Source organism: Tolypothrix tenuis PCC 7101, from assembly GCF_963874875.1.
Taxonomy (GTDB): domain Bacteria; phylum Cyanobacteriota; class Cyanobacteriia; order Cyanobacteriales; family Nostocaceae; genus Aulosira; species Aulosira tenue.
The window spans coordinates 6,528,044-6,541,965 of record NZ_CAWNJS010000001.1 but is presented as its reverse complement, the minus strand read 5'-3'; the positions used below and the strand labels follow the sequence as shown (position 1 = coordinate 6,541,965).

Genomic DNA, 13,922 nt, shown 5'->3' with positions numbered 1-13,922 from the left:
GAACTTACCACAATTAATGGAATTTATTAGTAAATATTCAGTTATAAAAAAGTTAAGAAAAGCTAGCATTGCAATTTTGATGTCATACCCTAAGTAAGTTGGCAAGCAAAATTCTATATGTATGAAGAAATATAAATTCTCATCCCCAAAGTTGGGGGATTCCCCTAGCTTCTCAACTTCCCCTAGCGTTCTCAGCCTTGTGTTATCAGCATTTCCAGCTTTTGAGGCTATATTGGCTTAGGGGAAATTCCCTGGCATATTCTTAAGACATAGATGAAGCACCTAAAAGTTTAAATATCAATCAGCCAATATGTTAAAACTTACCTACACCGAAAACAGCTTTTGCTTAGAACATCTAGAAACCTCGCTGGAAAATTGGGTAAATCAAAGAGTTACACTATCTTTGCATTCTGCAAATAATATTTACATTGAATCTAGTCAAGCAGCATTTTTACTTCCTTGTGATTTATCTAATTTGGAAGAGTTAGAGAAATTAAATCAAGCAAATATTTTAGAAATTTGTCCTTGTGATGCTGATGCAGTAGAAGTTGTTCTCAAAGGTACTTGGATAGCATCAAATCAAGAGAGTGAAGTAGGTATTTTTGTAACTTCACTGGACAAATCTGCAGAATTATTACTTGAAAAACTAGCGCAAACTAAACAATTTTGTTACGCTTAATTTTCAAGTTTTTCAGTCTTGCTGTTCGCGGGACTTTGGTGCGACTTCCGAACCCGAACTTTGAATTCGTCCTAGCCAGTCGCGCCGCCTTTCCCCGGACAGCATCCTCTAATTCGTAATTTGTAATTCGTAATTAAAAAAATTTATAAAAGTTTTCAGTCTTGCTGTTTGCGGGACTTGAGTATGACTTCCGTTCCAACCTGTTAAGTTGATTGACCTAGTCATGCTAATCTTTCCCCGAACAGCACCATAAAAATTCAAAATTCAAAATTCAAAATTCAAAATTATTATGATTAGTAATAATAACCGCGTTGAGCAGGTGGCGCGGGAAGATTTGGTGATGTTTATTAATGCTTGCCTGGCTTGTACAGGACAGCGGGAATTTTATGATGATGCTTATGGACAAAGAGTATCAATTGACTTTTTACATGATTATATTTTGGGGAATTATCGCTTACTTTATGCTCGTTCTTTGGCGGCGGGGATTAATCATTTTAATCAGGCGCAGATTATTTTGAAATTGCTGGCGACGGGAAAGGATACGTTACCAAAACATAAGGAAGAGGAGGGTGCGTTAATTGCTCATGCGCTCAATGCTTTACCACCGCAACGGGCTTGGGGGGTGTTGCAGCAGTTGCGTCAACGACGAATTAACAACCGTCGGAGTCGCGCGATCGCACGGGATTATTTACAACAGCGAGGCGATTTAAGCTTTCATGCTGTGAAGTATCGTCCTAAGGTAAGAGCGATCGCAGCTCACGCACATTTGAAACTTCAGGGTGAATTGGGTACTTTTCTGTTCCGTAATTGGAAACAAAAGGTGTACGAAACTGAATTATTCGAGAAGTTTCGGCAAGCACATTTTAGCGAACAGGCTATTTATGACTTACCCTTCACTGTGGCTGAGGGATTAGCAGCAAAGCACAAAGTTAAACGGGATGTGTTTTTAACCAGAATTCAACAGCAAATGACTGTGGGTGAAAAGTTGCGCTTCCAAGGTGCGGCGGAACGGACTGAAAAGGTGGAAATTGACTTAGATTTGGGAAAGTTACCCTTAACTAAGTTGGCGTTGTATATTTTATCTTTGCCTTTGGAAAGGAGAAAAGAGCAAAGGGAGATTTTTCACCAAGCCTTAGAGCGATCGGCGCGTTCAGTGCTAAAAAAAGCACCATTGAAGCTGGGAAAAGTGGCAGCAGTTTTAGATTGTAGCTACTCTAGCTCAGGTTCTAGCGAAAAGCGTCGCCGTCCTTTGGGTGTAGCTGTTGCTACTCACTATTTATTGCAAGCCGCATCACAGGAATATCGGGCTTTTTGGACGATACCCACAGAAGATGCTTTGCAAGTCCGCCCACATGGACAAACCGACTTAGCTACACCCTTATTAGCCGCCTTGGGTTCTGGTGCAGATTTAGTTGTGATTGTCTCCGATGGTTGCGAAAACTATCCCCCCAAAGGTGCGGCGGAAGTGTTGCGGATATTTCGAGCTAAGTTAGATCCTCAAAGAAGAACTTCCATTATTCATTGCAATCCGGTGTTTAATTCTGAGGATTTTTCCTTGCGAAATCTCAGCCCTAGTACCCCCACAGTGGGATTGCGCGATGCTGAAGACTTACCAACCATGCTAGGATTTGCACGCTTCGCTGATGGTTCTGCACCTTTGTCAGAATTAGAAGCATATTTGGCTGAACGAGTGCAACAAATGTTGAAATGGGCATAGGGGATGGGGCATTGGGCATGGGGAATTGGGCATGGGGGATGGAGTTTCCCGTCGCTTTCAATGAAGTTGAGGCTTTGAGGCTGAAGGTTGCAGTTTTGATGTCGGAATTTGCGGTTTTTAACTTGAATGTTGAGGCTTTGAAGGTGGAAGTTGAGGCTTTGAGGCTGAAGGTTGCGGTTTTGATGTCGGAATTTGCGGTTTTTAGCTTGAACGTTGCACCTTTGAGCTTGAATGTTGAGGCTTTTTTGTCGGAATTTGCGGCTTTAAGCTTGAATGTTGAGGCTTTGAACTTGAAAGTTGCGGCTTTTTTGTCTCACGCAGAGGCGCAGAGGCGCAAAGAAGAAGATAAAGAGAGCTATTTTGTCTCTCGTAGGGTGTGTTGTCGCGCAGCGCAACGCACCACCCACCATCTCAAGTACTTTACACTACACCATCACACCAGTTTTCCCCATTCCCTTGAATCTTATGGCTACCAAACAGAAATTATTAACAGATATATCTTTAAAAGGATTGGAAATTGCACCATCCCAGATACGCGGTGCAGTGCGGATTGTCCCTTTATTACGTCGTCAGGTGCGCGGAGACTTTCGTTTAGTGCGGCGTGATTATCACGAAGACATAGCGGTGGTTTCCTTAGCAGGTAGAATCACAGTACCAGAGATGCAATATTACTCCTATATACCTCACGGCTTGGTGCTTTCTTGGAGTGATGACGGTAGCCCCATCGCGGCTTTTGGTGGACAGATGTTCAAGCCGGATGGGAAGCGTTTAGACTGTGGTTGTGCAAGTGTGCGGTTAATGCATCGCATGGCGAAGCGGGAAGCTAAGAATCAACTGCGATTGTTACCTCTGCATTTGGCTATGGAAGGTTTTCTGTCGCTGTTCTTTTCTGGGCCGGATATTGCTTGGAGTGAATATTCCAAGTATGCTCTAGCTCATGGGCTGGGTTCACGCTATGAAATGTCCTTTAGTGGACGTTATATCGCGGGATTGGAAGATGCTTTGCGGGTGTTTGAGATTCATCCGCGTCAGGTTGGGGTGTTGGTATTTGTCGCGGAGACTTTAGCATCGGCTTTTGTCGTTCCTACCCCAGAGGATTACCGGGCTTTGCACACTAGTTTACTAGAAGACTTCTACGGCGAGTTAATTTATGAATACAGCATGATGTTTGACAAGCCATTTCCGATGGATTTGTCTGTAGATGATGCTAAAATTCACAGCTTGGCAGATTTAAGAAATGCGATCGCCAAAATGCGAACCGATTGGGCTGCTTTTCAAGGCTTTATGGCGGAAGGATTGCTGCAAAGTCCCCTAAATTCCCAGCGAGTATATACAATGGGGCCGTTTGTACTGCAACGCTTTATCACTAGTCTGCATCCCAAGGAAGAAAACCATATTGGCGAAGCCATTATTCGCGAAGATGGTGAACTAGAATATCTCAAAACTTACCGTCTTTCCGCCGCCCAAACCCGCCGTGTCTATTTACTCAGCCAGCTACACTTCTACAACTGGAACATAGACGCAACCGCCACAGCCCTAGGTAACACCCGCGAAGAATTCGTCACCCGTTTAGAAACCGCCGGCTTTGGCTACTTACTCAATCAACAAGTGCGAGACGCAGCTAGGAAAAAGCGGAAGAAATGAAGTTTGTCATTTGTCATTTGTCATTTGTCATTTGTCATTTGGTAATGGGTAATTGGTAATTGGTAATTGGAATCAGCAATTTCCCCCCTGCTTCCTGTTTCCTTTTCCCCAGTCCCCAGTCCCCAATCCCCAATCCCCCTCACGCACATTGCGAAATTCCCGCTAAATCAGCAACCGCTACTGCTAATAAATCTAAGTTAATGGGCTTGTGGAGATACCTTTGATAACCTGCTAAATATGCATTTTTGCGATCGCCATCTGTGACATAGGCGCTAAGTGCGATCGCAGGGGTTCTTCTCCCTTTCTGTGCGTCAAGTTTTCTGACTTTTTTGAGCAGAGAATAGCCGTCTTCATCTGGTAAGCAAATATCACTAATCAGAATATCTGGTGGGAAGGATGAAATGATTTCTATAGCCTGTTTCACTGATTTGGCTGTCTTGACTTCTGCCCCTTCTAATTCAAACAAAATGCCCAAAAGTTTAATAGTGTCAGGATCGTCATCAACAATCACTAATCTGAGACCCTGAAATGAAATAGGTTTCTTATACATGATTCGACCTAGTTAAATTGAAAAACTGGGATTAGCAACTGTCTGAATAATCCGTGCTGAACTATATATGATTTCTCTGCCACTCATATAAAGAGTAGATAAAGTTACATCATGTCGTCTGTCCGGTTTCGCACATAAGAATGTAAATATATTTATTTGTATATTTATGTAGATTTAACTATTTTCTTAATATGACGATTTTCCTAATAATCGCGTAAATTCGTCTTTTACTACGCGATAACACTCACAAGAAGTTGCTTCTAAAGCCTTTCTATCTAAAATGCTAATATGTCCGCGATTGTAGCTGATGATCCCTGATTGGCTGAGAATACCAGCCGCAACACTGACACCAGAACGCCGTACACCTAGCATTTGGGCGATAAATTCTTGCGTTAAAGGAAACTCTTGCGATTGTCTGCGATCGGCAATTTTTAGCAGCCACCTGGCTAGGCGCTTGTCTAAACTATGGAGACGGTTACAAGCAGCACCTTGGGCGAATTCTGTTAATACAGCTTGTACATAGCGTAGTAGCAGATTTTGCAAAAAGCCACCTCTAGCAAACTCTGCTTTGATTATATCTGCGTCAATTCGCATAGCCTCGCCGGGAACTTGGACTATTCCTCGTATTGATGAAATATTGTCTCCCAAAATTACAGGTAGACCTACCATACCTTCTTGACTTACTAAGGCTACTTCGACTGTTGCACCATCATCCATAGTGGCGAGTAGAGAAATTACTGCATGATGAGGAAAATAGACATAATCGATTGGTTCTGCTACTTCGCAAATAACTTCCTGAGTTGGGAGAGAAACTAACTTAAAGTGAGAAGCAAGGCGTTCATATATATCGGCTGGTAAAGCCCCAAGTAGCTGATTTTCCGGCTGCATTAGAGGTTTATTTGTTATTAACATTAGTTATCTCCTCAATTCTATTGCCTATAGAAAATCAACCGATAAGTAATAGAAAAATTAAGAACTTTTTTCTAATGTCACGAAATTTATTTGACAACAGAAACCATACCAAATATTACGGTATGTCGGTCTGAATTTGTTGAGATGATTATGACATAACTAAAAATTTTTTAACATAAAAAACGCTATTAATTATCAAAAGTTTATTTATTTTTATTTTCTAAAATACTTTAATGATTCATTTGCTTTAATTATAGAAATTAGCTCATTTTATATAGATAAAACATATTATCTGCAAATAATCAATCATACTCATGATAGAACTTATCTAAAAAATATTTATATTTTTAACGGAGATATGTTGTGTAAATCACAATCATGATTGTCCTGCCTATACAGGACTAAACTGCGCTTTACTAAAAAGTGTTGTATACCCTAATGACTATAGATAATACCAATTCAAATCATGTTTACGACACATCAATATATTCTACAGGGCACAGCGTGCCGTGCCCCTACAATCTGTTGCATTCTTTTTCCAATTGGTATTACTCAACAAAAAAACCGAAAAACCGAACAATAATTTTGGAGGGGGTTTGGGGGACACAACCGTCACCCAATCGGGGGTTTGGGGGAGAATCCCCCAATTCTTCTGGCTTCTTTAATCAGTGATACCAAATCAAATAATGTTTACAACACATCAATATATTCTAGAGGGCACGGCGTGCCATGCCCCTACAATCTGTTCTTTTTTCCAATTGCTATAAGCTTCCCAGATTGGAGAACTTGGAGCAAGTACTAAGGACACAAAAATTTTGTGTCCTTATCAATAATCAATATGATATTAAATAACTGAGTACAGGCTTTGTGTACTCAATCATGTATTTTAAATTCGCTTGGCGAAGACTTGGTTAATCAAGCTCAATTACAACTTTGCCAAAGTGTGAAGCACTTTTAACATAACTGTAAGCTTCCTTAGCTTGGGTAAAAGGGAAAATTCGATCAATCACTGGCTGTAATTGCGAATCTTGTATTACCTGATTCATCGCCTCAAACATTTTGCGACTACCAACATAAATACCTTGCAGTGTTATGCTCTTGAAAAGTATGGGCATGGGGTCAATCTCATTTCCTCTTCCTGAGAGTACGCCAATTAAGCTGACACGTCCCCCCACCCTAACAGCTTGTAAAGATTTAGGTAATGTACCCGCACCACCTACTTCTACTACATGATCTACACCTATGCGATCGGTCATTGCAAAGACTTGCTTTTCCCAATCTGGCGTTGTTTTATAGTTGATGGTTTGATCTGCACCTAAAACTAAAGCCTGTGCTAACTTATGATCGCTGCTGGAACTGAGGATAACTTTCGCACCAAATATTTTGGCAAACTGCAGCGCAAAAATCGATACTCCACCTGTACCCAGTAATAATACAGTATTGCCTTCTGTAATATTGCCTTTAGTAACCAGAGCGTGCCAAGCTGTAACTGCGGCACAGGGTAAAGTTGCACCTTGAGCATAAGATATATGATTAGGTAATATTACTAAGCCATCTTGGTGTAGAACCACATATTCAGCCAGCATTCCATCGATACCACCGCCTAAGTCAGATTTCATTTTTTCTCTAGTTAAAGCGCCAGAAATCCAGTCTTGAAAGAAGATACCCGCGACGCGATCGCCTATTTTGACTCTTGTTACTCCTTCTCCGATGGCTACCACTTCCCCCGCACCGTCAGACATGGGAACCAGAGGATATTTCACCCCCGCACCATAAGCGCCCTCAGCGACTAGCAAGTCACGGTAATTTAAGGCTGTGGCTTTGATTTTAATTAGAACTTGTCCCGCGCCTGGTTGCGGTTCTGGGCGATCGGTTAACGTCAGTGCATCAATCCCCGCATTACTTTGAAGTACGTAAGCTTTCATAAAATTCCTCCTAGAAAAAAATTATAAAAAAATTCAAACTGAGAAAATTTTGCGTAACTACTGTAAAAATACCTGTATATCAATATGAATGATTTAGTAAAAGGTAAAAAGAAAATTCTCACTATGAATATTTCCTATGCTAAATTTGCGCTTCATAAATTTTCATTTGCAGTGTTATTAAGCGCTGTCAGCCTTCCCTTTGCATCACAAATATTAGCTCAAATGAAACAGCGTCGTGAACAGCAGCAGCAAAAATTAGAAGCACGAATTAGTGCTCTGGAATATTTGATAGAAGAAGATATTACTGGGGAGCAGACTGAAGAAGTAATTTCAGAACTTCACCAAATTTTACAAACTACCCAGAAATTGGCTAATCCGGAATTTACTTTATCCTTACTCAATAGAATTATCAATACTTACGACATTCAAGATTGGCTGTTAGGAAGATTAATTAACAGAGTGAAACCCAACCAGAAACAGCAAGCAACAAAGTTATTGATGTTAGTGGTGCGGCTCACACAGAGCGTCAACCAGGGTTACAATTTTGAAAAAACCATAATTTTAACCAAGATTGCTAATTATAGCCAAAGAATTGGCGAACAAAAACTAGCTTTGCAATTGTTGACAACAGCATTAAAAACTAGCCAGCTAATTCCAGTTGCAGAATTTCAAGCTAAGGCATTATTACCCATAGCGCAAGCATATCTGGGTTTCCAACAAACTACGCAAGCAGAAGAAATTTTATCAACTGCGCTGCAAATTGCTCGGCAAATTGAGTCTGAAGATCCAACGGCTCAAAGTATTCCCCTAGAGGCTATTGCTCTTACCTATATTAAACTAGGTAAAATTGATATTGCCTTAGAAATTGCTGCATCAATCTCTTACCTTTACTATCGTTCTCATGTAATTTCTGAGGTAGTGCGGTATTTCGTCAAAACAAATCAATTAGAAGCAGCGCTAAAACTAGCCCAAAAGCTAGAAATATCAGAGATGAAAAGCGCGAGACTGCGAGAAATTGCCCTGATATATGTTGATCAAGGAGAACAAGAATTAGCAAATCAGGTATTTGCTACAGCACTGACAGCATTTACTACTGCAGAAGAAGATGCCAAAGGAATTTTTATTCAATCCTATGCCAAAGCTGGGCAGTTGGATGCAGCTTATTTAGCAGTTTCACAGCTAAAAAATTCAGAAGTATTAGCCCTAACTTTAGGCATCATCGCTATTGAATACCTGAAATTTGGCAAGATAGAAATGGCTGAGGAAATTATTCCTCAGATTATTCCCTTGATTCAAACTGTAGAAGCTGTTGAGCCAATGGGAAGTGTGCCTAGCATCTTATCCAACGTCCTGGAGACACAACAATATAAGCTGGCGTTCGAGATAATTCTAAATGCGAACCATTCCAATTTCTTAAATAAGGCAATTTGGATTTTACAAATTGGTAATGCAGCAATTCAGGCAGGAGAAATAGAAATAACATTAAAGTTTGCTCAGAGTTTAGAGCCTAGCAATATTGAGCAACGCAATCATTTATTGCAGAAAATAGCATTAATCTATGCCCAAAATCAAAAAATAGAAAATGCCCTCGCTTTAGTCCCACAAATTGATAATTCTGGGAGCTTACCCTATCAAATTGAAACTTTAGTATTAATTGCAACTGCTAACGGTAAAACTGAGTCAACCGAGCAACTATTTACACAGGCGATCGCAGATGCGAGAAAATTAGCACCACAATCCCAAGTTTTAGCTTTAGCTATCATTGCACGAGAATATTTGCACATTGGCAATCAACAGCTAGCAGATGCACTGTTAGCTGAAGCAATACAGTTAGCTAAAACAGAACAAGATGCATCTGTGCGCGAGTCTAACTTGCTAAAAATAGAAGAATTGTTGATGACAGCGAAACAATATCTTGCTGCTTTGCAAGTTATGCAAGCGCACCCCACAGAAACACAAGATAATAAATTAAATGGATTGGCTTTATCGTTGGTTGAGACTGGCTATGAACAAATTGATGTAGTCAATAAAATTTACCAACAAATCAAAACTCCAGAGATTAAAACCACAGGGTTAATCAACATCGCAGAAACCTACATCCACGCCCAAAAAATTCGTTTAGCCTCCGAAATACTTGACTTCGCCTTTGCAGCAGCCAAAACAATTCCCGGCCCCGAATCTCGTGTTTTAGAATTCGGCTCGCTTCCAGATGGTTCACCAAGTACCATTATTGAAGATGAGCAAGATAGAGGTAGTTCTTTAGAAAAAATAGCCCTGCTCAAAGCCTTAATTGGATACTATCAACAAGCTTTAAAAATTGCTCAAATTCTGGAAAATAAAACAACTCGTGATCAGTTGATTAAAAAACTGGCTGAATATAAAAGGTAATTGGTAATTGGTAATTGGTAATTGGTAATTGGTAATTGGTAATTGGTAATTGGTAATTGGTAATTGAAAATTTCTCCTCTGCTTCCTCTGCTTCCTCATTTCCCTAATCCCCAATCCCCAATCCCCAGTCCCTAATCCCCAATCCCTAACTCCTAACTCCTAACTCTAAAAGTTCCGTGGTTGCTGATAATAATTTTCCTAATTCCACTGGCTTCGCTAAATGCATTTGAAAACCAGCAGCCAGTGCTTGTTTTTGGTTCATTTCTCCAGCAAAAGCAGTCAGTGCGATCGCAGGGATTTTTCCTCCTTTTTCTGGTGGCATAGCGCGAATTAAACGTATTAGCATATAGCCATCTATTCCTGGCATTCCAATATCACTTAACAGTAAATCTGGAGGTGATTGGGCAATTATTTCTAAAGCTTCTCCGGCTGAATTTACTGCTGTTACTGATGCTCCCAAATTTGCCAGCATAATTGTGAGAAATTCACCTGTATCTTGGTCATCATCTACTACTAAAATGCGTAGTCCTGATAAATTACTATAATTATGTGATTTTTCGCATTTCTTAGCTATTTTGGGTTGCTCAGACATTAATGGTAAATTAATAGTAAATGTTGCCCCCTCACCTTCTCCTAAGCTCTCTACGTCAACCATTCCACCATGCAGTTCTGTGAGATTTTTCACAATGGCTAACCCCAAACCCAAACCTCCAAATTCTCGGGTAATTGTGCCATCACCTTGGCGGAAATATTCAAATACATGGGGTAAAAACTCTCGGCTAATGCCTTTACCATTATCTTTAACTTGAATTACAGCATTCGTATTGATTTGTTCTAGCCGTACTTCTATTTCTCCCCTAGATGGCGTAAATTTTACGGCATTAGAAAGTAGGTTCCAGACAATTTGTTGTAGACGAGCACTATCACCAGCCACCATCCCAATGTTTTGCTGAAAAAATGTTTTAATTTGAATATTTTTAGCTTCTAATGCTAAATGCATTGTCTCCAAAGCCGCTGTAATAGTATTCACTAAATTTACGGGCTGGATATTTAACACCATTTTCCCTTGTTGAATCCGAGAAACATCTAACAAGTCTTCAATTAATTGAATTTGTAACTTAGCATTGCGCTCAATAATTTCTAGCCCTTGCAGCAGCTTTTCTCCTTGATATTTGTACATTCTAATTAATGTTGCCCAACCCAAAATCGGGTTGAGGGGAGTACGTAATTCGTGAGAAAGTACAGCTAAAAATTCATCTTTGAGTCGGTTTGCTTTTTCCGCTTCAGCGCGTGCGGCTTGTTCTCTTGTCAGTAAATGTTCGCGTTCAACTTCTGCTTGTTTGCGCCTGGAGATGTTTCTAAAAAATATACCCAAACCATCTTCCGATGGATAAGCATGGGCTTCAAACCACTTATTATCAGCTTCGCAAAAAGCCTCAAAATGCACAGGTATACCATCATTTAAAGCTCGACGATATTCCCACTCAAAAGTTGTATTCTCAGCGCCAGGCCATTGTCGCCAAAAATTTTTACCCAAGAGTTTCTCTGAGCCTAAACCAGTAATTTTGACTGCTTGTTGATTAACATAAGTAATTTCCCACTCATGGTTGACAGCAATAAATGCATCAGTCATGCTTTCGAGAATATTAGCTAAACGTTGACGCAGGGAATGTTCGCGCTTGAGTAATGCATCTTTGTCTCGATTCGATTCTTCCAGGCGCACATTAGTTTCTACCAGTGAATCATTTAGTTGAAGGAGTTTTTCTGTGAGTGCCGCACGTGCTTGATATTCACCTAGTCTGACTCTTTCCACAGCTAATGCTATTTGACTTTTTGCCCTTTCTGTAATTGCAGTTCCTACCAGTAAGCTAACAGCACACTGCACGAATAAACTTAGTTTGTGAACGTGTAAAACTTCTGGTGGCACCGGAAACTGGGGCATTAAGATAGCATTTGGGTAGACAATGAGATAACAAAATAAAGTTACCAGTACGCAGAAAGTAGAAATTAGCATCCCACTGGTAACGCCAAAGCGACTTGCTGCCCATAAAACAGGAACAAAGCTCAAAAATGAGAGTTGTTGGAACTTAAAGCTAGTTTGATGAGTTTGGGTAACAGTGAGAATGGCGATCGCCACACACAATAAAATAATGATGCCAATTTCTAGGATGTAGCGCCGGGATTGCTGGGAGTTAAGCGCATTCAACATCGGATCTGAGGGTTCAGCATGGGGTAGCCACCCCCGAGATTGCAGGTATGGAGTTAGCACTAATAAAGCAGTCGGTGTAATAGCCATGATTCCAATAGCATTACCCAACCACCAATGAGGAATATTTTGAGCTAGGGTAGTCACCGACAGTTTTCCTACAGCTACCCAAGCGAAATTACCAACCACAGCTAAGGCAGCAGAGGCGGCTATTGGTACGCTAAATGTAAAAATTGCTGCATCTTTGAGACTATTAAATTTCAGCGAACCTTGATTGAAACGCCGATAAAGTAACCAAGCAACCAAAGGTTCGATCACATCAACCAAACTAATTAGCTGTTCCCAACCATGCAAGCCCCAAAATCTTGACATCAATAAAGATGCCACCCCTGTGAGCAAGATACCATAGGGGCCGAACCAAAAAGTGAGCGCGATCGCCACACCTGATGGCGGAAACCACAAGGATATCCCTGGCTGAATTTGGTAGATGAGGGCCATTTTATGAGCCAACACTAAGGCTAATAACCCTACAAATGTCATTACAAGCCTTCTAAACATAGGCTTAAGCCACAAATTTCCTGATTTTTATGAAAAAAGCGGGATAATCTAGAATCTTTAGATAAGAAGTTTTATATCTATAAAATATATGGAAAAGAAAGAAAAATTTAAATCTATGGTGCTTGTTTGAAAACCCATAGCGAACATTAGGAATTTTCCTTTCCTCCTTTATCTTGAATTTTTTACCTCTTATCTCAACCGTCGCTGCAACCATAAAGCCAGTAACGGTAAAGCCAGCCTATAACCCTGTTCTGCATTGTAGATCAAACCCTTGTGCTGTAGACCAGTTAAAGCACCTTGAAGGCTACCACCTCTGGAAAGTCCATGTTTTTGTATATATTCTTTACTTTGCGGTTTTTCTGTGGGATCTAAAGCTAAACATTCCAGTAAGTGTACCTGATTTGCTGGCAGTAGCATCAGTAAAGATTCAAAAATGATCGATAAATCTTTGAGCAATGCTTCAATAGCTTGCTGTACCTCTTCTTCAGTAATTAATCCATCAGAACTGCACAAAGTTTGTAGGCGGCGAATTAACGCCATTGCATCGCCTATATGCCCTTGCACCGCATCTAGGAAAAGTTGTAATGCTTGAGAACGCGAATCAAATTTGAGTCCTTGAGTATGTAAAATTTCCCTCGCCCACACTGCCAAAACATCTTTAGCTAAGGGCGGTAACTGTACAGTTTCTATAGGGTAATCAGCCTCATCTGTTTGTTGGCTTGTCTCTGCGATCGTCGCGATGAGAACGTAACTAACTTCAGATTGCGCCCTAATTTCGCCACGGAAAGTAGTTTCCCATAAATTATTTCTATCCCAAGAACGGATATGGGGAAAACTGTGCAAAATTAGCATTACCCGTTGCTTTACATCCAAAGCAATGATTTGTGGCAATGCTAGTAAAATTTCAAATGCTTGCCATAGCTGCTTTTGTCCCAGAGAAGGCAATAATTTGAGTTTACCTTCAGGATTCCAGACAAAAAACTCACTAGCATTCTCAGCAACCCAAGCTTGGACTTTTTCTGCTTGCCAAGCTTGGCTAATCGCCTCAGCTAACAATTGTATAAATCGCTGCCCATCTATAGCGCGGATACAATCTATTTCCAGCACGATCGCACCCACTTCTTGCGCTGCACCTCGCACCAAGGTTCGTCTTCCACTCCCCGGTACGCCTGTAATCAGCAAATCACCATCCCGCGCCAGCACTTCTACTATGTGCTGAAATTCCGCCGAACGTCCAATTAATTGCAAAGGAGTAGACAAATCCAAAATGTACCCGCCTTCTAAGTTCCCACCTGTAACGCCCAGCATACTAAGTTGTGTTGGTAGTGGGCAAGCGTAGAGCG

10 protein-coding genes are annotated in these 13,922 nt (G+C 40.7%); 5 read left to right on the top strand and 5 right to left on the bottom strand.

Annotated elements, in window-relative coordinates; all coding sequences use genetic code 11:
- Positions 1 to 310 precede the first annotated feature (310 nt).
- From AACU25_RS25880 to AACU25_RS25865, 4 genes are all read left to right on the top strand, one after another.
- Complete coding sequence (locus tag AACU25_RS25880; protein ID WP_096580575.1) at positions 311 to 679, top strand: alr0857 family protein; 369 nt, start codon at positions 311 to 313, stop codon at positions 677 to 679.
- A 289-nt stretch (positions 680 to 968) separates the two neighbouring features.
- Positions 969 to 2,396, top strand: coding sequence for a hypothetical protein (locus tag AACU25_RS25875; RefSeq protein WP_190445854.1), 1,428 nt, complete (start codon positions 969 to 971; stop codon positions 2,394 to 2,396).
- A 17-nt stretch (positions 2,397 to 2,413) separates the two neighbouring features.
- Positions 2,414 to 3,001, top strand: a complete 588-nt coding sequence (locus tag AACU25_RS25870; RefSeq protein WP_321206776.1) for a hypothetical protein — start codon at positions 2,414 to 2,416, stop codon at positions 2,999 to 3,001.
- On the top strand, positions 2,892 to 4,040 hold the full coding sequence (locus AACU25_RS25865) for an ARPP-2 domain-containing protein (protein ID WP_321206778.1): 1,149 nt from the start codon (positions 2,892 to 2,894) through the stop codon (positions 4,038 to 4,040). The genes AACU25_RS25870 and AACU25_RS25865 overlap by 110 nt, the downstream gene beginning before the upstream one ends.
- 139 nt (positions 4,041 to 4,179) lie before the next feature.
- On the opposite strand, the gene AACU25_RS25860 is transcribed toward AACU25_RS25865, so the two are convergent.
- The 3 genes from AACU25_RS25860 to AACU25_RS25850 form a co-directional block, all read right to left on the bottom strand.
- A complete protein-coding gene (locus tag AACU25_RS25860) occupies positions 4,180 to 4,590 on the bottom strand; it encodes a response regulator (protein ID WP_096580571.1) in 411 nt (136 codons plus the stop codon).
- 186 nt (positions 4,591 to 4,776) lie between these two features.
- Positions 4,777 to 5,502, bottom strand: coding sequence for a Crp/Fnr family transcriptional regulator (locus tag AACU25_RS25855; RefSeq protein WP_096580569.1), 726 nt, complete (start codon positions 5,500 to 5,502; stop codon positions 4,777 to 4,779).
- 911 nt (positions 5,503 to 6,413) lie between these two features.
- Positions 6,414 to 7,427, bottom strand: coding sequence for a zinc-dependent alcohol dehydrogenase family protein (locus tag AACU25_RS25850; protein ID WP_096580567.1), 1,014 nt, complete (start codon positions 7,425 to 7,427; stop codon positions 6,414 to 6,416).
- A gap of 84 nt (positions 7,428 to 7,511) precedes the next feature.
- Here AACU25_RS25850 and AACU25_RS25845 point away from each other — a divergent pair, with 84 nt between their 5' ends.
- On the top strand, positions 7,512 to 9,815 hold the full coding sequence (locus tag AACU25_RS25845) for a hypothetical protein (RefSeq protein ID WP_096580565.1): 2,304 nt from the start codon (positions 7,512 to 7,514) through the stop codon (positions 9,813 to 9,815).
- Between the two features lie 145 nt (positions 9,816 to 9,960).
- Here the strand turns inward: AACU25_RS25845 and AACU25_RS25840 are convergent, their stop codons facing one another.
- Together AACU25_RS25840 and AACU25_RS25835 are read right to left on the bottom strand one after the other, a co-directional pair.
- Positions 9,961 to 12,561, bottom strand: a complete 2,601-nt coding sequence (locus tag AACU25_RS25840; protein WP_321206775.1) for a hybrid sensor histidine kinase/response regulator — start codon at positions 12,559 to 12,561, stop codon at positions 9,961 to 9,963.
- 207 nt (positions 12,562 to 12,768) lie between these two features.
- A complete protein-coding gene (locus AACU25_RS25835; RefSeq protein ID WP_096580560.1) occupies positions 12,769 to 13,887 on the bottom strand; it encodes an ATP-binding protein in 1,119 nt (372 codons plus the stop codon).
- Positions 13,888 to 13,922: the final 35 nt, after the last annotated feature.